Genomic DNA, 22,778 nt, shown 5'->3' on the forward strand with positions numbered 1-22,778 from the left:
CCTATTCCGCAGCCGCTTCCGCCGCCCGACGGGCTGGGTGACCCCGCCAGTGAGCCGCTGCCGCAAGCACCGCGACAAGGGCAATCACGCCGGCCATCGGGCGGGCCGTGCCGTCGGCAAGCTGGCCGACGGCCACGCCGGCAACCGCGCCGGTTCCCATCTGTAGAAAACCCAACAGCGCCGAGGCCGTGCCGGCAACCGTGCGATAGCGCCCGACGGCGCCGACCGTGGCGTTCGGCAGCACCATGCCCGCACCCGCCATGAAGACCGCCATGGGCGGCACCACCGTCGCCACCTTCGCGAAACCCGCGAAGGCGAATAGCGCCATCGGCACGGCGCCGAGCAACGCAATCGCCAAGCCCAGGGACACGGTCCGCTCGGGCCCGAGTTTCCGCGTCATCCGCGCCGAAGCGAAGGTTCCCACCATGTAGCCGGCGACAACCCCGGCGAAGCTGAAGCCGAAGGCGTCCGGGCGCAGGCCCACGACCTCGATCAGCACGAAGGAAGAGCCGGAAATGAACGCGAACAGCCCCGAAAAGGTGAGGCCGAGAACGGCGACATATCCGCGGTAGACGGGATCGGCCAGCATCGTGCGGTAGTTCGTCAGCAGCCGGCCGGGCCGTGTGGCCTTCGGGTCCTTGTTGGCGTTCGTCTCCGGCAGGATCACCAGGACGCTGGCGATCACGAGGACGGCGAAGATCGCCAGCAGGGCGAAGGTGGCCCGCCAACCGAAGACGATCTGAAGCTGGCCGCCGACGATCGGTCCGACGGCGGGGGCCAGCGCCATGGCCATCGCCATGTAGGACAGCACCTGCGCCGCGCGGGAGAACGGAAACACGTCGCGCACGACCGCCCGCGCCACGACCGGCCCGGCGCATGCGCCCAGTGCCTGCAGGAACCTCGCGGCGATCAGCGCCTCGATGCTGGGCGCCAGAAAGCACATGATCGTGGCCACGAGATAGATCGACAGGCCCAACAGCAATACCGGCCGCCGGCCAAAGCGGTCCGCCAGCGGGCCATAGGCAAGCTGGCTCACCGCGAAGCCGAACATGAACACGGACAGCGTCAACTGGACCTGGCCGGCGTCCGTCTCGAAGGTTTCCGCAATGGCCGGCAGCGAAGGCAGGTAAAGGTCGGTGGAAACCGGCCCCAGCCCGACCAGACAGGTCAGCAGGCAAACAACGATCAGGCTGTCGGGACGGGCGCGCAATATCTTGCGAAGCCTCCGTTTTAAAGCGAGAGGGCCGGGGGATGTACATGGCATATAACGCCATGTGGCTGATCGGCCAAGGCCATGGCTTGCCAACGCGCCGTTTCCCGAAAGTCAGGAATAGCCGCGTATGCGGCCAACGCCTCTAACCGTAGCGCATCAATTCCGCGCCGTGACGGCGCAGCCATCGGCGCGGGCCGGCGACGTCGTCGATCAGTTCGTCGACCAACGCCCAGAATTTTGGGCCGTGATTCAGGTGGACGAGGTGCGCGACTTCGTGCGCGACGACGTAATGCAGCACGGCTTCCGGCGCGAAGATAAGCCGCCAGGAGAAACTGAGGTCGCCTCGCGCGGTGCAGCTTCCCCAGCGGCTACTGGTGTCGCGCAGCGTGATACGGCCCGCCGGGCGGCCGACTCGTGTCGCCAAGTCTCGAACGCGCGGCGCGATTTCCGTCCGCGCTTCCTTCCTGAGGAAGTCCCGCAGCCGGCGGGGCAGGTGCTCGCCGGCCCCCGACACGTGGATAACGCCGGCCTCCCGCCACACGCCGGCGCGCATCTCCGGGCGGTGGCGCACCTCATGCTCGTCGCCCAGAATCGGCAGCCGCGCACCGTCGGCGAAAGGCACTTGATCCGGCAGTTCCGCAAGGCGCGCACGCACCCAGCCCCGATGGCGTTCGGCGAATTGCAGCCCCTCGGCCACGCCAACCCCCGGCGGCAGCGTGAGTCGCAGTCGCCCGCTGGCACGGTCCACCCGCAGCGTCATGCGCCGCGCGGTCGGGTGCGTACGCACGTCGACCGGCAGCTCACGGTCTTCGATCCGCAACATCTGGGTCTCGGGCGCGCGCCTGGACATGCATCTGGTATATCCGCGCCGCCATGCACTCGACAAGGCACCATTCGCCGCGGCTTCTTTACCGTTTGGCGGTCATCCGGGCGGCGCGGGCGCTGTAGGCGGCGTCGATCGTGCTGTCCGGCGTCTCGAAAAGCGGCGCATCGGCGACTTTTGTGGTTTCCACAAGCCTGCGCTCGAAGGCGTCGTTGGTTTCGATTTCGCCGTCGGCAAGGATATGGCGGATCCCGATGTCGCGGTGGCGCAGGTGGCGGCCGACCAGGATGGTGCGGTGGCAGTCCATCGGCTCGCGCTCGGCGCACATGATGGCGGGCGTGGCCTGCCGGGTGAGCCGTTCCAGCTCGTCCAGGCCATCACGGAATCCGGCGCTTGCGGCCACTTCGTCGAAAGAAGCGAACTCGCCGCGCCGCTTGATGCCGCCCAGCCGGTCGCCCATCCAGCGATAGTCGATCCTGGCCTCGCTCAGCGCCGTGCGTAGCGCATCCTTGCGGAACTGCGGGAACCGCCGCGAGTAGGGCACTGCCCGGACATCCACCAGCAGGTTCACGCTATGACCGCGCAGCAGTTCGAGAAACCGTTCGAGCGGATGGTTGGAGTGGCCGATGGTGTAAAGGATCGGCATGGCGGTCCGTCCAGGTGGAGACGGTCGAACAGGAAGGGCCGGAAACCGCGTCCGGCTTCCGGCCCTTCGCCGCGATACTATCGTGAAGCCGGAGCGGTGACGCTTACTCCGCCGCCTCGCCGCGGTTCATGCGGTTCTCGATCAGGTCGTCCACGACGGTCGGGTCGGCCAGCGTCGTGGTGTCGCCCAGGTTCGAGAAGTCGTCCTCGGCGATCTTGCGCAGGATACGCCGCATGATCTTGCCGGAACGCGTCTTCGGCAGGCCGGGCGCGAACTGGATCAGGTCCGGCTTGGCGATCGGCCCGATCTCCTTGCGGCAAAGGTCGTTCAGTTCCTTGCGCAAGGCCTCGCTCGGCTCCTCGCCGGCGACCAGGGTGACGTAGGCGTAGATGCCCTGGCCCTTCAGGTCGTGCGGATAGCCGACCACGGCGGCCTCGGCCACCTTGTCGTGCAGCACCAGCGCGCTCTCGATCTCGGCCGTGCCCATGCGGTGGCCCGAGACGTTCAGCACGTCGTCCACGCGGCCGGTGATCCAGTAATACCCGTCCTCGTCGCGGCGACAGCCGTCGCCGGTGAAGTACTTGCCCGGATACGACGAGAAGTAGGTCTGCACGAAGCGCTCGTGGTCGCCGTAGACTGTGCGCATCTGGCCGGGCCAGCTATCGGCGATGCAGAGGTTGCCCTGTGTCGCGCCCTCCAGATGGTGGCCGTCGCTATCGACGATGACCGGCTTGATGCCGAAGAACGGCCGCGTGGCCGAGCCCGGCTTCTGCGGCGTGGCCCCGGGCAGCGGGCTGATCATGATGCCGCCGGTCTCGGTCTGCCACCAGGTGTCCACGACCGGACAGCGCTTCTCGCCCACGACGTCGTGGTACCAGCGCCACGCTTCCGGATTGATCGGCTCGCCGACGGTGCCAAGGATGCGCAGTGACTTGCGGCTGGTCTTCTTCACCGGCCCCTCGCCCTCGCGCATCAGGGCACGAATGGCGGTCGGCGCGGTGTAGTAGATATTGACCTTGTGCTTGTCGATGACCTCCCAGTGCCGCGACGGGCTGGGGTAGTTCGGCACGCCCTCGAAGATCAGCGTGGTCGCACCATTGGCAAGCGGCCCGTAGACGATGTAGCTGTGACCCGTCACCCAGCCGACGTCGGCGGTGCACCAGTATACCTCGCCGTCGTGATAGTCGAAGATGTACTGCTGGGTCATCGCCACGAAGACCATGTAGCCGGCCGTCGTGTGCAGCACGCCCTTCGGCTTGCCGGTCGAACCGGAGGTATAGAGAACGAACAGCGGATCCTCCGCGTCCATCTCCTCTGCCGGGCAGTCGTCGGAGACCTTGGCCAGCTCCTCGTGGTACCAAAGGTCGCGGCCGTCCTCCCACTCTATGGAGCCGCCGGTGCGCCGCACCACCAGCACTTTCTCGATGGTCGGGCAGTTCGTCACCGCCTCGTCCGTGTTCTTCTTCAGCGGCACCTTGCGTCCACCGCGCAGGCCCTCGTCCGCCGTGATGACCATCTTGGCCTCGGCGTCCTGGATGCGGCTGGCAAGACTGTCGGGGGAGAAGCCGCCGAAGACGACCGAATGGATCGCGCCGATGCGCGCGCAGGCCAGCATCGCATAGGCGGCCTCGGGCACCATCGGCATATAGATGGTCACTCGGTCGCCCTTGCCCACGCCCTGCGCCTTCAGGACGTTCGCCAGCCTGCAAACCTCCTCGTACGCCTCGCCATAGGAGATGTGGCGCGACTCGTGCGGGTCGTCGCCCTCCCAGATGATGGCGGTCTCGTCCTTCTTTTCGGGAAGATGCCGGTCCAGGCAGTTGTAGCAGGCGTTCGTCGTGCCATCGTAGAACCAGCGGATGTGGACGTCGTTCGCACCGAAGTTGACGTCTTTCACCTTGCTGAACGGCTTGAACCAGTGGATCCGCTTACCGTGCTCGGCCCAGAAGCCTTCCGGGTCGTCGACGGACTGTTGATACATCTTGAAATAGGTTGGCTCATCGACCCACGCGTTTTTCGCGATCTCATCGTCAACCTGATAGGTTTCGACCTCCGTCATGGCTCAGCGCTCTCTCCCTGTAGCTTGGGTCCGTCCCCTTTTTGCGTTCGTCGCGCCTGCGTATCGACATCGTTGCTCTTGACTCGGTGTCAATGTCGTCGCGACGAGCGGGGAATAACGTACGCCGGTGACCCCGCGTTTCCGAGATGCATTATCGGCGCTATGGGTGTCGCGCACAACCCGGCGAGGTCAATTGAAGTTGCTCCGATGGGTCAAAACGATCGCCCCGTTGGCGTCGATTTCCACTGCAACGCCTGTCAGTCCCTTTCCATTGCAAGGGCCGGCGATACAGGCTCCGTCCTCGATACGGAAGCGGGCGCCGTGCGTGGCGCACTGGATGGTCTCGCCGTCGGACGCCAGAAAGGTATCCGGCTTGAAATCCAGCGGCGTGCCCGCGTGCGGGCAGACATTGCGGTAGGCGACGACGCACCCGTTCCGGCGGACGACGAAGATGGCCCGGACGCGGCCATCCCGGTCCGTCAGCTCGAAGCCCTTGCCCGTGCCCTCCGGAATCTCCGCCAGGGGGCACAACCGCGTCCCCGGCCTGTCCTCGCGGCGCGGCGGCCGGGCAAAGAAGGTCATGGCTGCGTCTGGCCCATCTCGCAGATGATCCGCCAGGACTCCGCGTCGATCGGCATCACCGACAGGCGCGACTGGCGGATCAGCGGCAGCTCCTGCAGGCGCGGGTCCGCCTTGATCTCCTGCAGGCTCACCGGCCGCTCGAACGGTTTCACCGCCTTGACGTCGACCATGCCGAAGCGGCCCGACTTGTCGGTGGGGTCGGGGTAGTATTCCTTCACCACCTCGACGATGCCGACGACGCGCTTCTCGTTGACGGAGTGATAGAAGAACGCGCGGTCGCCCACCTTCATTGCTTTAAGGTTGTTGGAGGCCTGGTAGTTACGCACGCCGTCCCATTCCGCGGTGCCGTCCCGGACCTGATCGTCCCACGACCAGGTGCCCGGTTCGGACTTCATCAGCCAGTACGCCATGATTCAGGGAAAGGTCTTCTTCCAGGGCTGGATCTCGACGTGCTCGAACAGGCCGGCCTTGCTGTAGGGGTCTTCCGCGGCGAAGCGCTCGGCCGCCGCACGGTCGGAGAAGTCCACGATCAGCAGGCTGCCGGTCATCTCGCTCCCGTCATCGCTCGTCGTCGGGCCGGCGGTGATGATCTGCTCGCTGTGCGCTTTCAGATGCTCCAGGTGATCGGGGCGGTTGTCGGCGCGGACCTGCCCGTGGCCGGGCTTGTCGACGGCATGAATGACGAAAAGCATGAAACCGGGTCTCTCATCTCAGCTTGTTTGGCCGAATCTCGTGAGCGGTGAGGCTAGCCGATGCCATGGCGGGGATAAAGACGCTCACGCCTGCTCGGCGCGGAACGGGCGGGCCAGCAGCCCCTCGATGGCCGCGTCGATGTCGGCATCGCGGTTCAGGACGTCGTCCACCGCCTGCGAGATCGGCATGTCGACGCCAAGCTTGTGGGCCAGCGCCACCACCGCCTCGGCGGAGTAGACGCCTTCCGCCACCGAGCGCCGCTCGCCCAGGATCTCGTCCTTGCTGCGGCCCTCGCCGAGTGCGATGCCGAGCGAGTAGTTCCGCGAGGCGGGGCCGGTGCAGGTCAGCGTCAGGTCGCCCAGGCCGCTGAGGCCCCGCAAAGTCTCCGCCCGCGCGCCCTTGGCCGCGCCAAGCCGCGCAATCTCCGCCAGGCCGCGGGTGATCAGCGCGGCACGCGCGTTTTCGCCCAATCTGCGCCCGGCAACGATGCCGCAGGCGATAGCGACGACGTTCTTCACCGCGCCGCCGATCTGCGCGCCGATCGGGTCGTCGCCCAGATAGGGCCGGAATGACCGGCTGCCCAGCGCCGCGACCAGCCGTTCGCCCAGATTGGCATCCTTGGTCGCCAGCGCCGCGGCGGTCGGCAGTCCCCTTGCAACCTCGGCCGCGAAGGTCGGCCCCGACAGCACCGCAACGGGCCAGCCCGGCAGCGTCTCCGTTACCACTTCGGACATCAACCTGCCGCTGCCGACTTCGATCCCCTTGGCGCAGATTACCAGGGGGCGTGGCGCTTCAAGCGTTTCGCCCAGCCGCGCGGCGGTCTCGCGCAGGTGCTGCGCCGGCACGGCCAGCAGCAACGCCTCGCCCTCGCGCGCGGCGGCTTCCAGATCGTCGGTGGCCCGGATCGCCGGGTCCAGCGCGATGCCGGGGAGGAACGCCGTGTTCTCGTGCTCCTCGGCAATCTGCCTTGCCACCTCGGGCTCGCGTGCCCACAGCACGGTGTCGCGACCGGCCCGGCGGACAGTAGTGGCCAGCGCCGTTCCCCAGGCGCCGGCGCCGATGACGGCGATGGTCTGCATGGCTTCGGCTTCCTTAACGCATCGGTCGATTATGCGGGCGAAACGGGCGAGGGCACACGCAGATCCTCCAGCGGCCAGCGCGGGCGCGGCGCGAAGTCCAGCGGGTCGCTCAAACCCAGGCGCAGGCGTTCAACCCCGGTCCAGGCAATCATCGCCGCGTTGTCGGTGCAAAGCGGCAGCGGCGGCGCCAGCAGAGCGGCATCATGCCCGCCCACGACCTCGGACAGCGTCGCGCGCAGCGTTCTGTTGGCCGCCACGCCACCGGCAACCACTAATGGTCCGGCCTTCCCATGTTCCTGCTGGAAGCGATCGAGGGCGTGGCGGCAGCGATCGGCCAGCACCTCGGCCACCGCCTGCTGGAACGAGGCGGCAAGGTCGGCGGCATCCTGCGCGGCAAAGCTGTCCAGTCCCTGCCGGGCCTGCCGCACGGCGGTCTTCAGGCCCGAGAACGAGAAGTCGCAGCCGGGCCGCCCCAGCATCGGGCGCGGCAAGGCGAAGCGTAGCGGGTCGCCGTCCCTGGCGACGCGCTCCACCGCCGGTCCGCCGGGATAGCCGAGGTCGAGCAGCTTGGCCGTCTTGTCGAAGGCCTCGCCCACCGCGTCGTCCACGGTGCCGCCGTAGCGCGTGTAGTCGCCGACGCCGTTCACCGCGACAAGCTGGCAGTGCCCGCCGGAAACCAGCAGCAGCAGGTAGGGAAACTCGATCCCGTCGGTCAGACGCGCGGTCAGGGCGTGCGCCTCCAGATGGTTCACCGCGACGAAGGGCAGGTCGCGCGCCGCTGCGATGGCCTTCGCCATCATCACGCCGACGAAGACGCCGCCGATCAGGCCCGGCCCGCCGGTCGCCGCAACGCCATCCAGATCGCCGAAGCCGACATCCGCCTCGTCCAGCGCGCGCAGGATCAGCGAATCCAGATGGTCCAGGTGACTGCGCGCGGCGATTTCAGGCACCACGCCGCCGAACGGGCGATGCTCGTCAAGCTGCGAGAGCACCGGGTTCGACCGGATACGCCGCGTGTCGTCCACGACGGCCGCCGCCGTCTCGTCACAGGAGGTTTCGATGCCCAGCACAATCATGGCTCGGACAATAGGGATAAGGCCGCGATGATGCCAGCGGCTTGCGCCCGCGCGCCGCCCGTCCTAGACACGGGGCGTCATGAGCGAAACCCGACCCATCCTGCGCCTCGGCAGCCGGGGCAGCCCGCTGGCCCTTGCCCAGGCCGAGGCCGCAAAGGCCCGCCTCGGCGAAACCCACCCCGAGCTTGCCGCCGAGGGGGCGGTGGAGATCGTCGTCGTCAAGACCACCGGCGACAAGCAACAGAAGCGCCGTCTGGCGGAAATCGGCGGCAAGGGCCTGTTCACGAAGGAACTGGAGGACGCGCTTTTCGACGGCCGCATCGACGTTGCGGTGCATTCGATGAAGGATGTGCCGACGTGGCTGCCGGAGGGGCTTTCGATCCCCGCCATCCTGGAACGGGAAGACCCGCGCGACGCCTGGTTCTCCTCGAAGGGCGACAGCGTCGCCGCGCTGCCCGAAGGTGCCGTGGTCGGCACCGCCAGCATGCGCCGCCAGGCCCAGGTGCTGGCGCAACGGCCAGACCTGAAGGTGGTAAATTTCCGGGGTAACCTGCAAACGCGCCTGCGCAAGCTTGGCGACGGCGAGGTCGACGCGACGATGCTGGCGCTGGCCGGTCTGCGCCGCATGGGCATGGCCGACAAGGCGACGGCCGTGCTGTCGACGGACGAGCTACTGCCGGCGGTGGGACAGGGCGCCATCGGCCTGGAAGTGCGGGCGGACGATGCCAGGGCGCACGACCTGGTGGCTGCCGTGACCCATGCGCCCTCCGCCCTTCGCGTGAATGCAGAGCGCGCGTGCCTGGACGTTCTCGACGGTTCCTGCCGTACGCCGATCGGGGTCCTGGCGGAGTTCGGGGAGGATGGCAAGAACGCGGCGAAGGTGCGTCTGCGCGCCCTGGTGGCCGCCCCGGACGGCAGCCGCGTCTGGCGCGCCGAACGCGCCGGCGCGGCGGAACAGGCCGAGTCGCTGGCCCGCGATGCCGGGGCGGAGCTTCGCAAGGCCGCGGGCGAGGCTTTCTTCGAGGCGCTGGCTGATATCTTCTGAACATTCCGGAGAGCACTTTCGCGATGGGGCGCCAAGGGCCATCGGCGCCTGCGCCCTCGACGCCGCATCAACGGCGCTGCATCCTGGCCGTACGTTTTCATGCTTGAGGTCCGAAACAGGCACATGCGCGTTCTGATCACCCGTCCTGTTGAAGATTCCGAGCCGCTGGCCGGCGAACTGCGCACGCACGGCCACGTGCCGTCGCTGGCGCCGATGCTCGGTATAAGTGTACGTTCGGACGCCAGTGTCGATCTATCGGACGTACAGGCGGTGCTGTTCACCTCGGCGAACGGCGTGCGCGCCTTCGCCGGGCTTTGCGAATGGCGCGACCTGCCGGTGCTTGCCGTCGGCGAGGCAAGCGCGCGGGCCGCGAGGCAGGCCGGATTCCCTGCGGTGGAGGCCGCCGGCGGCGACGCGCGCGACCTTGCGCGCCTGGTGCGCGAGCGCCTGGACCCGGCGGATGGAGTCCTGTTCCACGCCGCCGGCACTGTTACCAAGGGCGGATTGAAGGAAAACCTGGAGGAAGCCGGCTTCACGGTGCGCCGCACCCCGCTCTACCAAGCCGAGCCGGCATCGGCCCTGCCGGAGGAAATACGTACGGCCCTGGAAGCCGGCGGACTGGATGCCGCACTTTTTTTCTCTCCCCGAACGGCACGCACCTTTGTTACGCTCGTTAACCAAGTAGGCCTTGCCGCCGCCTGCGCGAACGTGCACGCCGTGTGCCTGTCGCAAGCGGTGGCGGACGAGGCCGCGGCCGTACCGTGGCGCAGCGTACGTGTCGCTGCCCGGCCCGAGCGCGGGGCACTGCTGGACGCGCTTGAGGCGATCGCGGTCGACGCAGAGACGGGATCCGCCGCAACGAAGGACGCCATGAACCAGGACAACACGAACAAGCCCACGGACGGGACGGCCTCGCACGACGATTCGCGCGACACGCATGGCGACCCCGCCAATCCGGCCCACGCGGTCATCGCCCGCTTTGGCGGCATCCGCCCGATGGCGCATAAGCTGGGCGTTGCCGTGTCCACCGTGCAGGGCTGGAAGAACCGCGGCGTGATCCCGGCCCAGCGCCACGACGAGATCCTGGCGGCCGCGCGCGAGCAGGGTGTCGAGCTGGACCGCGCCGAATTGAGGGCCAGCAGCGAGGAAGAGGCGATCGAGGACGCCGAGATCGTCGAGACCACGCCCGGCGAGCACGCCGTCGGCGCCGAGGCGAGCGCCGCGTCGGCGGCCGATACGGCGGAGCAAGCCTCTCGCGAAGCGGCCGCGGCGGAACACGCGGTCGGCGCCGAGGCCACGGCCGCCGGCGGCGAAACGACCGCCGGCACGACAGGTGGCGGGGCGGGGAAAGCTTCCGAAACGGCGGCCGCACCGCCACCGCCGCCGCCACCCGCGCCGCGTCCGCTGGGTTGGGTGCCGGGGATGCTGCTGGGCGCGGCCATCGTGGTGGCCGGCGCGGCGGCGGCCGTGGCCACGCGCGACCACTGGCTGCCTTACCTGGGCGAGCAGCCCGCCGTGGTGCAGCCTGATACCGCGCGCCTGCAGGGCATCGAGGACCTGAGCGCGCAGGTCGCCAACCTGGAGGAACGGCTGGGCGCCGTCGAGGCACAGGACGGCGCTGTCGGCCAGCAGCCCATCGAGGAATTGGACGAGCGTGTCGCCGGGCTGAACAGCCGCCTGTCGCAGGCGGCGCAGCGCATGGAAACACAGGGCGAGCGCCTGGAGCAGGCCTCCGCGCGCATGGAGACGGCGGCGGGACGGATCGATCAGCTTGCCGCGCGCGTCGAGGGGCTGGGAAGCCGGCTGGACGAGGTGGCGAAGACGGCGGCCACGACCGAGACGGTGGGGCAGCTTCGCCAGCGTATCGACGAGCTTGAAGCGGGCATGGCGGATCTCGCGGCGTTGAAGGATCGTGTGGAGAGCCAGCGGGACATCAAAGACGTCGCCCGAGCCGTCGCCGCCCAGAAGGTGATGGAGGCGCTGGCCGTCGCCGAGCTGCGCGACGCGCTGCGCTTCTCCGCGCCCTTCGCGCAGGAACTGAAGGCCGCACGCAAGGTGCTGCCGGCGGACTCGGAGGTCGTCTCGGCGCTGGATGCGCTGGCCGGCTATGCCGAGCGCGGCATCCCCACCCGCGACGAGCTGCGTCAGCGCTTCGAGCCGGCGGCGGCGCAGGCCGTGGCCGCGGCGGCCGGCGAGTCGCAGGATGGCTGGGTTGGCGGCGTGCTGCGGCGGCTGAACGACGTGGTCACCGTGCGTCCCGTCGGCGAGGACGTCGAGGGGGGCAGCCCCGGCGCCGTGTTGGCGCGCGCCGAGACGCGGCTCGACACTGGTGATCTGCGGGCCGCCGTCGAGACGGTCGAGGGGCTTGGCGGACAGCCGGCAAAGGCGATGCAGCCCTGGCTGGAACAGGCGCGGGCCAGGCTCGGCGCGGAGCAGGCGCTGAGCGCCATCGGCGCCCGGTTAATGGAGACGCTGGCCGAAGCCGGCGGCGGAGCGTAAGCCATGGTGCGCGGTCTGATCTTCTTCCTGAAGCTGGCGGTTCTGGTAACCGCCGCCGTCTGGATTGCCGAACAGCCGGGCCAGGTGCTGATCGAGTGGCAGGGCTACCGCATCGAGACATCCGTCGGCATCCTGATTCTCGCCGTCCTGCTCGTCGCCGGCGTGGCGGCGGTTCTGTACCGCTTCTGGGGCCGATTCATCCGGCTTCCGGGCTCCGTGGCGGGCTGGGCGAAGGGGCGGCGGCGGCGTCGCGGATATGAGGCGCTGACGCAGGGCATGGTCTCGGTCGCCGCCGGCGAGCCGGACGAGGCGCGGCGCTTCGCGCGCAAGGCCGACCACCTGCTGGAAGAGCCGCCCCTGACCATGCTGCTGTCGGCGCAGGCGGCGCAGCTCAACGGGGACGAGCAGGCGGCGACGCGCTATTTCAATGCCATGCTGGAGAATCCTGAGACGCGGTTCCTGGGCCTGCGCGGCCTTCTGCGGCAGGCGGAGCGCGACGGCAACTGGCAGGCGGCGCTGGATTACGCCAAGCAGGCCTACGACCTGCGCCCGCGCACGCCGTGGGTGCTGTCCTCGCTGTTCGAGCTGTCGCTGCGCGCCGGCGACCCGGACCGGGCGCTGGAGGCCACCGCCGATTCGCGCCGGCAGGGCGTCCTGACGCGGGAGGAGGCGGACCGCCGGCGCGGTCTGCTGTTGACCGAGAAGGCGCGGCGGGCGCTTGCCGACGGTGACGAGGTCACGGCGCGGGATACCTCCAAGCAGGCGCACAAGCTAGTGCCGGAACTGCCGGCCGCCGCGCAGGTGCGCGCACGTGTGCTGCTGGCCGAGGATCGCAAGCGCGCCGCGGCGAAGACCATCGAGGAAACCTGGTCGCGCCATCCGCATCCAGACCTGATCGAGCTTTACCGGCAGGCGCGGCCCGCCAAGGACGCCATCGACCGCGTCACCAAGCTGAACCGCCTTGCCGAACGCAACCCCGGCCACCGGGAGAGCGAGATCGCGCTGGCCCGCGCGGCCCTGGACGCCGGGTTGTGGGGCGAGGCGCGCCGGCACCTGGACAAGGCCGACGGCGATTCGCCGGGCGAAACCGTCTGCCGCATGATGGCGGAGCTGGAGGAGCGCGAGAACGGCGATCAGGATGCCGCGCGCCAGTGGCTGATCCGCGCCACCGACGCGCCGGGGGACCCGGCCTGGGTCTGCGGCCACTGCGGTGTCGTCGCGGCGGACTGGCATGCGGCCTGCGGGCATTGCGGCAGTTTCGACAGCTTCGCCTGGCGCACGCCGCCGCAGATCACCGAGGCTGAGGCCGAGTATCTCGCCGGTCCCGCCCAGCATGCCCGGCTGGAGGGTGAAGCCGCGAAACCGGCCGCTGCTGCCGCCGCGGCGGCAGCTTCGGGACAGGCGACGGCGGTGGAGGACGCGGAAACGACCGAGGCGCCCGCCGGTGAGGCCGCGACAAGCGAGGTCCGCCCCGAGGCCGACAGCGCCCAGGCCGAACGCCAGCCGTCCTGATTCGGCGCGGTGATCTTCCGGGGGGTACTTCCGGCGGTGCAGGGCGTCGTCGGACGCAGCAAAAACGCACGAATCCGCTGCACACAGCGTTGACGCGCCCGCCGCCCTCCATTACGTTCCGCCCAAGCCCGCGCCACTTGGCGCGCGTAGCGTCGTTCATGGTATGCCGCAGTAGCTCAGCTGGCAGAGCAACGCATTCGTAATGCGTGGGTCGGCGGTTCAAATCCGTCCTGCGGCACCATTTTTCATGCTGCTTTAAACTGCCCGTCCCTCGGTGTTTACACTCGTAAGTGCGATGTCGGTCGAAGCAGCCGCGAAGCTTCTTAGGTTGAAATGACAAGCCTGAAGCGCCGCAGGTCTTGGTCTGGGGTGCAGCATGACGCGGCCAGCCCGTTAACGCAGCGGTGGAGATAGCGGGCATCCCTCCCAACCTTGGGAGTGGATATGGTCCGCCGGCCGCATCTATTCTGCCTCCTCAGAACGCGGCAAATGCTATCCGACCGTCCGCGTTTCCCGCACCTTGCCCTGCCAGCCGACGTTGGCAGGGCTTTCTTTCGGTCGTGGTCCAGGCATCGCTATTGATTCGGGAGCCGTAGCGAAGCCGCCGCTCGCGGCCCGTTGACTCTCTCGTAACTCCTCACAGGTAAAATAAGGCAATCGGCGTATCTACCATTCCGGGTGTTCTCCTTGGCGGGAACACTGGAGGGGCCACGAGGCCATGTGGTTCAAAGCCCGACGAAGGCCGAGACTCGTGCATAGTGCCGGACGGCCGTTTCCGGCGCGCGCTCGCGACAATGTCGGGAAGGATATACAGCATCCGTCTCGTTCTCGTCGCTGGCGACGCACCTCCACGGGCCCGGCAGGATATGCAGGCTTTGCTGCGCTCGCCGCGGTCGTTGCTTGCGGCGCATTCCTCGCACAGCCGAACCGGTTTGCTTTCACGCAGAACCCGCCGCCCGTCACCCAAGCGGCGCAGGGCATGCGGCAAGCCCACGCTTCCGTCATTGATGGCGATACCTTGGAAATTGACGGCGAGCGCTTTCGCCTGCGCGGGATCGACGCGCCGGAAAGCCGTCAATCGTGCCGGCACGACGGCCGCCGCTGGCCGTGTGGCCGCGACAGCACGCGTGCCTTGGAAAACAGGATCGGTGCCGCCACGGTTCGCTGCAAAGGCGACGGCCGCGATCGATATGAGCGGGTGCTTGCGGTCTGCTATGCGGACGGCACGGACCTTAATGCCTGGATGGTGCGCCAGGGGTGGGCGCTCGCCTATCGTCGTTACAGCCGCGACTACGTGCCGGAAGAACGCTGGGCAAAGGCTGCCCGCGCCGGCATCTGGCGCGGGCGATTCGTGCAGCCCTGGGACTGGCGGCGCGGACAGCGGCTTGCGCAATCTGCCCATCAGTGACCGCATATGCCGTGGTTCGAGGCAGGCTCGTCAGTGGCGCCCGTCTGTGTCTTCAGCTTAATGTCTTTGGCGGCGGCAGACGCCTTTACCCGCCGTCATCAAGCAATCCCCTCGTCCGGTGCCATTCCTCCAGGGAGTCCGGCGGATAGCCGTCGTATTCGGCGTCTCCCGGACGAGCATCGACTTGTACCCAGTTCGCTTTGGAAGCCAGCAGCATATGCACGGTCTCCGGCGGTTCCGGCAGCGGCGTGTCGATGGCGCTGGCGAAAGGGTGCACCAGGTCCGGCCAGGCTGGATCGCAGACCCACAGCGCGCTGCCGCAGTGCGAGCAGAACCGCCGCTCGCCGCTGCTCTCATGGCCATCGACCCTGGCGTGGAACATGGAAATGGCCTCGCGTCCCTGAACCTCCAACGTTCGGGCGTCGGCGCCCAGGTTGATCGCGTACCCGCCGCCGCCTGCCGTCTTGCGGCAGATCGAGCAATAGCAGCGCTGGTAAGGCACCGGCGCGTAGGCTTCGACCGTAAATCGCACGGCACCACAGTGACAGGAGCCTTCGAGCCGCATCGGTCCGCCCTTTCTCGACATTCAAGCAAGCTGACAGCGTAGCAAAAGGTGCGTTGTGCGATAAAACGAGATGGCCCGAACAACGCCCAGGCAGAAGGCCTTTCCATAAAGATCGGCCAGGCAGGATGCACAGCGGATATCGGGTGACGGAATAAGAAGGCGCCTTGCAATGTCTATCTTATGAAGACGTCGTGGACGTCTCTCATGCCGCAGTCCCCTTAGGCGTGATCCCAGCCCCGCCGCATCATGCGGCGGGGCTGAATTTTTGGACGCATAATAACCTACGAATATCGGTAGGTGTGCCAACCCATTCGATTTTTCTAAAGTGTCTGCGGTTTTCGACATGAGGCGGGAGAACGAATGAAGATGGGGGAGAGCCAGGACGGCACACCCGAGGGATTGGCCGAAGCCATCACGCACCTTCAGCAACAGGCGGAGCGGCAAGGCTGCCATCTGACGTCCAGGTTGTTGAGTGCCGCGAAGGACGCCGTGCGGTGGGAGGCACGGCAACTGGAATACTCTGGCGGAGAACGCCGATAGAATGTATCCATTGGGTTGGGGTGCCCAAGTTCCCACAGTCATCCGTACGGTGGAACCCGAATTTTCGCGCCGGCGCTGCGCAAATTTCTTGATTGCGGTTTGCCGCGCGCCAATATATCCGGCACAATCCTGGCAACCGCATGGGATAGAGGAACAACATTCGATGGCTCAAGGTCCCGACCGCCGTTACATGACGCACACGCAGGCCGAGGCTGCGGGAGTCGATGTCGGCCTTCGCAGCTACATGCTGCGTGTCTACAACTACATGGCGCTTGGCGTTGCCTTCACCGGCGCGCTTGCCATGATCGTCGCGACGAACCAGGCGCTGGTGCAGACCGTCTCCAGCCTGATCTGGGTGTTTTTCATCGCCATTCTCGGTCTCGGCTTCTTCGCGCCGCGGATCATGACGACGAAGTCCGTGGCCGCCGCGCAGGCGTGTTTCTGGGTCTACGCCGCCTTGTGGGGCATCCTGCTCGGACCGATCTTCTACGTCTATGCGCAGATGGATCCGATGATCATCGTGCGCGCGTTCTTCATTACGGCCGCCACCTTCGCCGGGATGAGCCTCGTCGGCTACACGACGAAGAAGGATCTTTCGGGCCTCGGCACCTTCTTCATGATGGCGTCCATCGGCATCCTGGTGGCGATCCTGATCAACGTCTTCTTCGTGCAGAGCACGCTGATGAGCCTGATCACCTCGATCGGCGTCGTCCTGCTGTTCTCGGGCATCACCGCCTACGAGACGCAGCAGATCAAGACGATGTACAGCGCAGGCGACATGGGCGACGTCGTGGCGAAGAAGGCCATCTTCGGCGCCTACATGCTCTACGGCACCTTCGTCGTGCTGTTCATCCACGTCCTCAACATCCTGGGCATCATGCGCGAGTAGCCGCGCGAGGCACTGGATATCGCATTAAGCGGCCCGGGAAGGCTTCTCCCGGGCCGTTTTCTTTGTGCGCTCAGTCGCCGACGAATGCGGGGCCAAGGACAATATCGAACCGGGCCAGCGCGGGGCCGCCCGTCTCTTCCGGCTTGAAATCGGCCATCACCGAGGGGCGCAGCCGCTCCGGCACGCGGGCCAGGACGAAGTCCTGCCCGTTCATCGGATGGTCGCGGATGTAAAGCTGCGTCGTCAGGCCCTCGGTTCCACGGCCGCGGATCCTGAAGTGGATATGCGGCGTGCGGCTGCCATAGGGCACCGGCTTGATGGTGCGGAAGCGATAGGCGCCATCCGCTCCCGTGGCCGTGCGGCCGAAGCCCTGGAAGTTCGGGTCGCCGCCCGTGTACTCCTTGATGTGGTGGTAGTAGCCCTGGGCGTCGCACTGCCAGATTTCCACCTCCATATCCGTCAGCGGGCGGCCGTCTAGGTCCAGCACACGGCCGAACACCTCCGCCGGTTCCCCCTGCGCCATCCCTCCGTCCGGGCCGGCGCGCAGCAGGTCGGCGTCACGGTCGAGTGGCAGGCGGTTGGGATAGAATGGGCCCGCCGTTTGCGCCGGCGTCCGCACAAGCGCGGCCAGCGCGGCGCGGTGCAGCGTCACGGCGGCGGCGACGCCTAGGCCGCCGGCAAGCAGGTGTCTGCGGTGCATGATAAGCCTCCAGCCCAACTCTACGGCCCGTTATTTCATAGTATATCGCCGGCCCCCGCCGGTCCGGAACGGCAATAAAGAAGGGGCGGGGCCGTCGAGAGACCGGAGCGCGACCGGGCCGGTTCCACGGGCATGCAAGCGCTTCGCGCGGGCCACGGCGACGGCATATGTTCACGATGAATTGAAGGCGTGTGATGAACCTTTGACGCGGCATTAAGACTCTATGTTTCAACCTGACGGTATATTGGGGTGCCAAGGGGGTGTGGTGACCGGAATGCCGAAGCTGACGCGAAATGCTTTTGCACGGCTTGTGGAGCCGTTGCGATGCCGGCTGTGCCGAAGGATCGCCGGCGTGGTGTTCCTGTCGATCCTGGTGGTCGAGGGCGCCATCCTCGTCCCGTCGTACTTCAGTTACCGTGCCGATCTGCACGATCGCCTGGCGCACGCCGGGCGGGCCGCGCTGTCGGCGACCTTCCGCCCGCAGACGCATGCCCGCACCAGCGACCTTCTCATCGCCGGGCGGTTGATCAGCCAGGACGGCTCGGTTCTCGGCGGCCGGCTTTACGATGCCGACGGCAAGATTCTCGGCGCCTTTTCCGAGGCGCCCGAATACGGCCGCGCCGCGCTGGTAAAGGCGCCGCGCCGCACCGCCGGCGGCGACCGCTACGAGGTGTTCTACAGCGCCGACGAGCTGGGCACGCGTTACGGCGTGGCCGCGCGCCTCGACGCAACGTGGATCGCTGCGGAGTTGAATGGCTTTGTCTGGCGCATCCTCACCCTTGTCCTGATGATATCGACCGTGGTGTGCGCGGCGACGATGATCATCGTCGGGCGCAAGGCGATGGCGCCGATGCTGGCACTGCGGGACCACCTGGCCGCGGCGCACGACGATCCCGCCCACGCCGATCAGCGCAAGTTCCGGGGCGGCGGGGACGAATGGAACGACCTTGGCGAGGCCGTGGACCGGCTGTTCGGGCGCGTGGCGCGGACCTACCGCGAAGACCTGATGCTGATGACGACGATGGCCGACCAGGCCTCGGATGCCATCATTGCCTATGACCAGGCCGGCAATATCGTTTACGCCAACGCAGCCTGCCGGGAATTGGCCGGCTGCGACAACCTTGAGCAGATGCAGGCGGCGGGACGCCCGCGCGTGCGCATGCCGGGCGAGGAGGTTGGACGGCCGCTGCCGGAGGCGATCCATGACCGCGTGAACGGCGTGCAGGTAATCGTCGAAGGCTGCAGCGGGCGCGAGGTGCCGTGCCTGATGCAGGCCGCGTTCCTCGACAGCGCGGCGGGCGGGCAGATCCACTGCTACGGGCACCTGACCGACATCTCGCAGCTTCGCGACGCCCAGGAACGGCTGATGCAGCAGAACATGGAACTGGAGGCTGCGAACCGCGCGAAAAGCGAGTTCCTGGCCAACGTCAGCCACGAGCTACGCACGCCGCTCAATGCCATCATCGGTTTCTCGGAACTCCTGCGCAATCAGGCCTTCCCGCACGAAGCCGACGCGCGCTACCGCGAATATGCCGACGACATCCAGATGAGCGGCCGGCACCTGTTGAGCCTTATCAACGATATCCTGGACCTGTCGAAGATCGAGGCCGGGCATTTCGAGCTGCAGGAAATCGCGGTCGATACCGGCGCGCTCGTCGATTCGGCCCTGCGCCTCGTGCGCGGACGGCGGGAGGCGCAATCGCTCAAGCTGTCCGCCGAGATCGCGCCGGACCTGCCACAGCTTTTCGCCGACGACAGGGCGGTCAAGCAGGTGCTGATCAACCTGCTTTCCAACGCCGTGAAGTTCACGCCGGAGGAGGGCAGCGTCGCGGTGCGGGCTTCACAACGCGCGGACGGCGGTATCGACCTGGCCGTCGCGGATACCGGAATCGGTATGGACCCGAAGCTGGTCTCGCGCGCTTTCCAGCCGTTCGCCCAGGTGGACGTCAACTTCCAGCGCCGCTTCGAGGGGACGGGCCTGGGGCTGTCGCTCGTGGCTTCCCTCTCGCGCATGCACGGCGCGGAGGTGGGTGTGGATACCTGCCCGGGGCAGGGCACGACAGTCACCCTTCATTTCCCGCCCAAGCGCACGATCCTTCCCGAGATAGCCGAGGAACAGGCCGACGAAACGGAAGGCGAGCAGACGCTACGGGCGAACGTGGCTTCCTAGGGTCGACGAGTTGACCGGCTAGTGGCGGTTGGGGCCGCCGATGCGTTCCCCGCGCGCTTCGTAGTCGGGAACGGGCGTGGTCGGGTCGCCTTCGCCCGGTCCGGCATCGAAGCCAATAGCCTCGCGTGTGCGGTCGAATGTGCCTTCGTAGTCGGATTGGTATCCCCACAGGAATACGAGCACGGCGGCCACGAGGACGACAAGCGCGATCAGGCGGCCGATCATTCCTGGTTCTCCCCCGAAAATTCCTGGCGATACCAATTCTGATCTGGTTGCGGTTCGGGACATTTCAAGTTCCGAATGTGAACCTTCGAGGTGTGGATCGGCCCGTGCCCGACCAGGGGAAGGTCCCTGCATGCGAAAGCAACTGTCGTTTCTCTCTTCGGCAATGCTGGCGGCGCTCCTATCCGCGTCGCCCGTGGCGGCGGAGGCGCTCACCCTCTGGCTGGAGATCGGCGGCAGCGCCGACCTTCCCTTCACCGCGCGGTGCCGGGTGGAAGGTGATGGCGGGCGCGAAACCGTGACGCTGGACGAGCGCGTCCCTTATCGCCGGGGTTTCGCGGCACGCACCGTCAACTGCGAGATCGAGCCGCGCTCTCGGGGGCGGCTTGTCGTGACGCTGCGCAACGACCGGGGCAACAGCATCAGCCGCTCGGCCACCACTGCCGGTCCAGGCACGACGATCCGCATGTCGGTGTCACGGTAGGCACAGCCCCGACCGGCGAACGCTCACTCGTTGCGCAACAGCGGGGCGGCTTTCTGCCGTAGCGCGCGCCAGGTTCCGGCGTAACCGAAGACGAGGGTGACGGCCGTCGCGGCGATGGCGGTCACGGCGATCGACCAGGGCAGCAGGACGAAGTCGCCGTCCATCACCCGCGTCATCACCACCCAGGCCGCGACGGAGCCGATCACGGCCGCGATCAGCGCCGTGGCCAGCCCCATCAGCCCGTATTCCAACAGGAAGGCCATGGTGACGTTCCGCCGCGTCGCGCCCAGGACCTTGAGGACGACGGCATCGTAGATCCGCCGCCGCTGGCCGGCGGCCACCGCACCCGCCAGCACCAACGTTCCGGCGAGAACGGTGATGGCCGCCGTTGCCCTCACGGCGGTGGCGATGTTTCCCAGCAATTCGGAAACGCGGCTCAGCACATCCTTGACGCGGATCGCCGAGATGTTCGGGAACTGGTCGTTCACCGCCTGCTGCAGCGCGGCTTCGCGGTCCGGGGCGATGTGGACGGTCGCGATGTAGCTTTGCGGCGCGTTCGACAGCAGGCCGGGCGAGAACACCATGACGAAGTTGATGCGAAGTTCCGACCAGTCGATGCGCCGCCAGTTCGCGATCTCCGCATCCACGGAGCGGCCAAGGACGTTCACGGTAATGGTGTCGCCGATCTCCAACCCCATCTTTTCGCCCAACTCGGCGGAGATGGAGACCTTGGTCGGACCGCTGTCGTCGGGCGCCCACCATGAGCCGCGCACGATCTCGCCGTTGTCCGGCGGCGTCCGCGCCCAGGTGATGCCCCGGTCCCCCTGGAATATCCACTTGACGTCGTCCGGAATGGCGAGGTCCGCCACGGGCGTGCCGTTCACCCCCGTGATGCGTCCGCGCAGCATCGGGACGTCGTGGACCTCCGACACGCCTTCGAAATTGCGCGCCAAGTCAGTAAAGGCCTCAAGCTGTTGCGGCTGGATGTCGATGAAGTAGAAGCCGGGCGCCTCTTCGGGCATCTCCTCGCCGACCTGCCTGGACAGGTTGCCCTCGATCAGCGCCACCGCGATAAGCACTGTCAGACCCAGGCCCAGCGACATCACGACACTGCCCGTCGGCGCGCCGGGCCGGTACAGGTTGGCAAGCGCGAGCCGCAAGCCGGGCCGGCGAGGCCGTGGCACCCGTTTCGCTATCGCAACGATACCGGTGGCTGCCAGTCGGAACGCAACCAGGGTGCCGACCGTCCCGCCAACGAAGCCCAGTGCGAACAGCCTGTCGTCCGCGTTCAGCACGGCAAGCGCGCCCAAGGTGCCGCCGGTCGCCGCGATGGCACTCAGGGCCCAGGCTGGCAGGCGCGTCGTCTGATGCGCGACGACATCGCGGAACAGCGCGGCGGCCGGAATCCCTTGCGCACGCGCCAGGGGCCACAGGGCGAAGGCCAGCGCCGTCAGCACGCCGAACACCGCCGCGACGGTTAGCGGCCACGGGTAGACACCCACCGGAATAACGAAGTTGAGGTAGCCCGCCAGGACCGGCCCGGCGGCCAGCGGTATTGCCGCGCCGAGCAGCAGGCCCAGCGCGATGCCAAGCAGGGCAAGCGCCAGGATCTGCGCCAGATACGTCAGAAAGACCAGCCGCGCCGGCGCGCCCAGGCACTTGAAGGTGGCCACGGTCGCGCGCTTGCCGTCCATGTAGGCGGTCACCGCATTGGCCACGCCGACGCCGCCCACAAGAAGCGCGGTCAGCCCCACCAGCGTCATGAACAGCGTCACGCGGTCGATGAAGCGGGTGATGCCCGGCGCCGCGTTCTCCAGCCCCCGCACCCGCCAGCCCGCTTCGGGGAAGGCCGCGTTGAGGTCGCGTGTCCAGGCCTTGGTATCGGCGCCCTCCGGCAGATCGACGCGGTAGTGGTGGTAGATCAGGCTGCCCGGCTGCACCAGCGCGGTCGCCGGCAGGCTGTCGTGCGACACCAGGACGCGCGGGCCCAGGGTGAAGGCGCGCGCTGCTCGGTCGGGCTCGCGCTCGATGCTGCCGCGCACCTCGAACACCGCTTCGCCGATCTTCAGCGGGTCGCCGATGGCAAGCTCCAGCCGCGTCATCAGGAAGGGATCGACAAGCGCGCCCCACCGGCCGCCGCGATTGTCCAGCACTTCTTGCAGGGGCTGTTCCGGCTTTATCCCGACCTCGCCGTACAGCGGATAGGCGTCGTCCACGGCCTTCAGCTCGACCAGCGTCCGCTCGCCGCTGTCCTGCCCTGGCCGGCTGCGGGCCATCGCGCGCAGGTCCGCCGTCCGCGAAAGCCGGGCCGAGTTGTCGCGCAGCCAGGCGAGTTGCGCTTCGCTGGCCTGGCGATGGATCAGGCGGACGTCGATCTCGCCGCCCAGCAGTGCCCGGCCGTCATCCTTGACGCCTTGGAGCATGGCTTGCGAGAGCGAGCCGACGCCCGCAATCGCCGCCACGCCCAGCAGCAGGCAGGCCAGGAAGATCTTGAAGCCCTTCAGCCCGCCGCGAAGCTCCCGTCGCGCCAGGCGGAAGGCCAGCGGCAACGTGAACGGCATCCGCGCCATCGT

The 22,778-nt window shown here is 67.6% G+C and carries 21 protein-coding genes and 1 tRNA gene; 9 read left to right on the forward strand and 13 right to left on the reverse strand.

The genetic code is table 11. The features are described 5' to 3' along the window. Position 1 precedes the first annotated feature (1 nt). From DRB17_RS02775 to tsaD, 9 genes are all read right to left on the reverse strand, one after another. Positions 2-1,210, reverse strand: a complete 1,209-nt coding sequence (locus tag DRB17_RS02775; protein WP_241503721.1) for a multidrug effflux MFS transporter — start codon at positions 1,208-1,210, stop codon at positions 2-4. Positions 1,211-1,355: 145 nt separating this feature from the next. Continuing rightward, positions 1,356-2,036: a M48 family metallopeptidase gene (locus DRB17_RS02780; RefSeq protein WP_241503722.1), complete on the reverse strand. Its 681-nt coding sequence runs from the start codon at positions 2,034-2,036 to the stop codon at positions 1,356-1,358. Between the two features lie 85 nt (positions 2,037-2,121). Continuing rightward, positions 2,122-2,682, reverse strand: a complete 561-nt coding sequence (locus DRB17_RS02785; protein WP_114580642.1) for a DUF488 domain-containing protein — start codon at positions 2,680-2,682, stop codon at positions 2,122-2,124. Positions 2,683-2,785: 103 nt separating this feature from the next. Further along, a complete protein-coding gene (gene acs, locus DRB17_RS02790) occupies positions 2,786-4,741 on the reverse strand; it encodes an acetate--CoA ligase (RefSeq protein ID WP_114580643.1) in 1,956 nt (651 codons plus the stop codon). A 189-nt stretch (positions 4,742-4,930) separates the two neighbouring features. Further along, on the reverse strand, positions 4,931-5,323 hold the full coding sequence (locus DRB17_RS02795) for a Rieske (2Fe-2S) protein (protein ID WP_114580644.1): 393 nt from the start codon (positions 5,321-5,323) through the stop codon (positions 4,931-4,933). Further along, positions 5,320-5,733: an EVE domain-containing protein gene (locus DRB17_RS02800; protein ID WP_114580645.1), complete on the reverse strand. Its 414-nt coding sequence runs from the start codon at positions 5,731-5,733 to the stop codon at positions 5,320-5,322. The genes DRB17_RS02795 and DRB17_RS02800 overlap by 4 nt, the downstream gene beginning before the upstream one ends. Positions 5,734-5,736: 3 nt before the next feature. Continuing rightward, positions 5,737-6,015: a YciI family protein gene (locus tag DRB17_RS02805; protein ID WP_114580646.1), complete on the reverse strand. Its 279-nt coding sequence runs from the start codon at positions 6,013-6,015 to the stop codon at positions 5,737-5,739. Between the two features lie 84 nt (positions 6,016-6,099). Then, entirely contained in the window at positions 6,100-7,095 is a 996-nt protein-coding gene (locus DRB17_RS02810) for an NAD(P)H-dependent glycerol-3-phosphate dehydrogenase (protein WP_114580647.1), read from the reverse strand. Between the two features lie 29 nt (positions 7,096-7,124). Further along, positions 7,125-8,171, reverse strand: a complete 1,047-nt coding sequence (gene tsaD / locus DRB17_RS02815; protein ID WP_114580648.1) for a tRNA (adenosine(37)-N6)-threonylcarbamoyltransferase complex transferase subunit TsaD — start codon at positions 8,169-8,171, stop codon at positions 7,125-7,127. 79 nt (positions 8,172-8,250) lie between these two features. On the opposite strand from tsaD, the gene hemC reads away from it, so the two are divergent. The 5 genes from hemC (at position 8,251) to DRB17_RS20510 (ending at position 14,635) form a co-directional block, all read left to right on the forward strand. Next, positions 8,251-9,216: a hydroxymethylbilane synthase gene (hemC, locus tag DRB17_RS02820; protein ID WP_114580649.1), complete on the forward strand. Its 966-nt coding sequence runs from the start codon at positions 8,251-8,253 to the stop codon at positions 9,214-9,216. Between the two features lie 123 nt (positions 9,217-9,339). Beyond that, positions 9,340-11,715, forward strand: coding sequence for a uroporphyrinogen-III synthase (locus DRB17_RS02825; RefSeq protein ID WP_114580650.1), 2,376 nt, complete (start codon positions 9,340-9,342; stop codon positions 11,713-11,715). A 3-nt stretch (positions 11,716-11,718) separates the two neighbouring features. Next, positions 11,719-13,227, forward strand: a complete 1,509-nt coding sequence (locus tag DRB17_RS02830; RefSeq protein WP_114580651.1) for a heme biosynthesis protein HemY — start codon at positions 11,719-11,721, stop codon at positions 13,225-13,227. 165 nt (positions 13,228-13,392) lie between these two features. Further along, positions 13,393-13,468: transfer RNA gene (locus DRB17_RS02835), tRNA-Thr, on the forward strand. 477 nt (positions 13,469-13,945) lie between these two features. Then, positions 13,946-14,635 (forward strand): thermonuclease family protein, encoded by a 690-nt coding sequence (locus DRB17_RS20510; RefSeq protein ID WP_206607761.1) that lies wholly within the window; start codon positions 13,946-13,948, stop codon positions 14,633-14,635. Positions 14,636-14,720: 85 nt separating this feature from the next. Here the strand turns inward: DRB17_RS20510 and DRB17_RS02845 are convergent, their stop codons facing one another. After that, positions 14,721-15,200 (reverse strand): GFA family protein, encoded by a 480-nt coding sequence (locus DRB17_RS02845; RefSeq protein ID WP_114580653.1) that lies wholly within the window; start codon positions 15,198-15,200, stop codon positions 14,721-14,723. A 360-nt stretch (positions 15,201-15,560) separates the two neighbouring features. Between DRB17_RS02845 and DRB17_RS02850 the strand changes: the two genes are divergently transcribed. Beyond that, on the forward strand, positions 15,561-15,740 hold the full coding sequence (locus DRB17_RS02850) for a hypothetical protein (protein WP_114580654.1): 180 nt from the start codon (positions 15,561-15,563) through the stop codon (positions 15,738-15,740). A gap of 163 nt (positions 15,741-15,903) precedes the next feature. Next, positions 15,904-16,629 (forward strand): Bax inhibitor-1/YccA family protein, encoded by a 726-nt coding sequence (locus tag DRB17_RS02855; RefSeq protein ID WP_114580655.1) that lies wholly within the window; start codon positions 15,904-15,906, stop codon positions 16,627-16,629. 70 nt (positions 16,630-16,699) lie between these two features. Here DRB17_RS02855 and DRB17_RS02860 read toward each other — a convergent pair whose 3' ends face one another. Continuing rightward, positions 16,700-17,329: a dioxygenase family protein gene (locus DRB17_RS02860; protein ID WP_114580656.1), complete on the reverse strand. Its 630-nt coding sequence runs from the start codon at positions 17,327-17,329 to the stop codon at positions 16,700-16,702. Between the two features lie 274 nt (positions 17,330-17,603). On the opposite strand from DRB17_RS02860, the gene DRB17_RS02865 reads away from it, so the two are divergent. Beyond that, positions 17,604-19,499: a sensor histidine kinase gene (locus DRB17_RS02865; RefSeq protein WP_241503731.1), complete on the forward strand. Its 1,896-nt coding sequence runs from the start codon at positions 17,604-17,606 to the stop codon at positions 19,497-19,499. Between the two features lie 18 nt (positions 19,500-19,517). On the opposite strand, the gene DRB17_RS02870 is transcribed toward DRB17_RS02865, so the two are convergent. Then, the gene (locus DRB17_RS02870; protein WP_114580658.1) at positions 19,518-19,724 is read right to left on the reverse strand and encodes a hypothetical protein; all 207 of its coding nucleotides are present in this window, start codon (positions 19,722-19,724) and stop codon (positions 19,518-19,520) included. Between the two features lie 130 nt (positions 19,725-19,854). Between DRB17_RS02870 and DRB17_RS02875 the strand changes: the two genes are divergently transcribed. Next, complete coding sequence (locus tag DRB17_RS02875) at positions 19,855-20,205, forward strand: hypothetical protein (protein ID WP_147274781.1); 351 nt, start codon at positions 19,855-19,857, stop codon at positions 20,203-20,205. A gap of 23 nt (positions 20,206-20,228) precedes the next feature. Here DRB17_RS02875 and DRB17_RS02880 read toward each other — a convergent pair whose 3' ends face one another. Next, a complete protein-coding gene (locus DRB17_RS02880; protein WP_114580660.1) occupies positions 20,229-22,775 on the reverse strand; it encodes an ABC transporter permease in 2,547 nt (848 codons plus the stop codon). Positions 22,776-22,778 lie beyond the last annotated feature (3 nt).

It is taken from the genome of Ferruginivarius sediminum, from assembly GCF_003344765.1.
GTDB classification, from domain to species: domain Bacteria; phylum Pseudomonadota; class Alphaproteobacteria; order Kiloniellales; family Rhodovibrionaceae; genus Ferruginivarius; species Ferruginivarius sediminum.

Bases quoted from the DNA above. Each gene is read 5' to 3' on its own strand.
- DRB17_RS02780 (WP_241503722.1), bottom strand. From the start codon at position 2,036: ATGTTGCGGATCGAAGACCGTGAGCTGCCGGTCGACGTGCGTACGCAC.
- DRB17_RS02785 (WP_114580642.1), bottom strand. From the start codon at position 2,682: ATGCCGATCCTTTACACCATCGGCCACTCCAACCATCCGCTCGAACGG.
- acs (WP_114580643.1), bottom strand. From the start codon at position 4,741: ATGACGGAGGTCGAAACCTATCAGGTTGACGATGAGATCGCGAAAAAC.
- DRB17_RS02795 (WP_114580644.1), bottom strand. From the start codon at position 5,323: ATGACCTTCTTTGCCCGGCCGCCGCGCCGCGAGGACAGGCCGGGGACG.
- DRB17_RS02800 (WP_114580645.1), bottom strand. From the start codon at position 5,733: ATGGCGTACTGGCTGATGAAGTCCGAACCGGGCACCTGGTCGTGGGAC.
- DRB17_RS02805 (WP_114580646.1), bottom strand. From the start codon at position 6,015: ATGCTTTTCGTCATTCATGCCGTCGACAAGCCCGGCCACGGGCAGGTC.
- DRB17_RS02810 (WP_114580647.1), bottom strand. From the start codon at position 7,095: ATGCAGACCATCGCCGTCATCGGCGCCGGCGCCTGGGGAACGGCGCTG.
- tsaD (WP_114580648.1), bottom strand. From the start codon at position 8,171: ATGATTGTGCTGGGCATCGAAACCTCCTGTGACGAGACGGCGGCGGCC.
- hemC (WP_114580649.1), top strand. From the start codon at position 8,251: ATGAGCGAAACCCGACCCATCCTGCGCCTCGGCAGCCGGGGCAGCCCG.
- DRB17_RS02825 (WP_114580650.1), top strand. From the start codon at position 9,340: ATGCGCGTTCTGATCACCCGTCCTGTTGAAGATTCCGAGCCGCTGGCC.
- DRB17_RS02830 (WP_114580651.1), top strand. From the start codon at position 11,719: ATGGTGCGCGGTCTGATCTTCTTCCTGAAGCTGGCGGTTCTGGTAACC.
- DRB17_RS20510 (WP_206607761.1), top strand. From the start codon at position 13,946: ATGTGGTTCAAAGCCCGACGAAGGCCGAGACTCGTGCATAGTGCCGGA.
- DRB17_RS02845 (WP_114580653.1), bottom strand. From the start codon at position 15,200: ATGCGGCTCGAAGGCTCCTGTCACTGTGGTGCCGTGCGATTTACGGTC.
- DRB17_RS02850 (WP_114580654.1), top strand. From the start codon at position 15,561: ATGAAGATGGGGGAGAGCCAGGACGGCACACCCGAGGGATTGGCCGAA.
- DRB17_RS02855 (WP_114580655.1), top strand. From the start codon at position 15,904: ATGGCTCAAGGTCCCGACCGCCGTTACATGACGCACACGCAGGCCGAG.
- DRB17_RS02860 (WP_114580656.1), bottom strand. From the start codon at position 17,329: ATGCACCGCAGACACCTGCTTGCCGGCGGCCTAGGCGTCGCCGCCGCC.
- DRB17_RS02865 (WP_241503731.1), top strand. From the start codon at position 17,604: ATGCCGAAGCTGACGCGAAATGCTTTTGCACGGCTTGTGGAGCCGTTG.
- DRB17_RS02870 (WP_114580658.1), bottom strand. From the start codon at position 19,724: ATGATCGGCCGCCTGATCGCGCTTGTCGTCCTCGTGGCCGCCGTGCTC.
- DRB17_RS02875 (WP_147274781.1), top strand. From the start codon at position 19,855: ATGCGAAAGCAACTGTCGTTTCTCTCTTCGGCAATGCTGGCGGCGCTC.
- DRB17_RS02880 (WP_114580660.1), bottom strand. From the start codon at position 22,775: ATGGCGCGGATGCCGTTCACGTTGCCGCTGGCCTTCCGCCTGGCGCGA.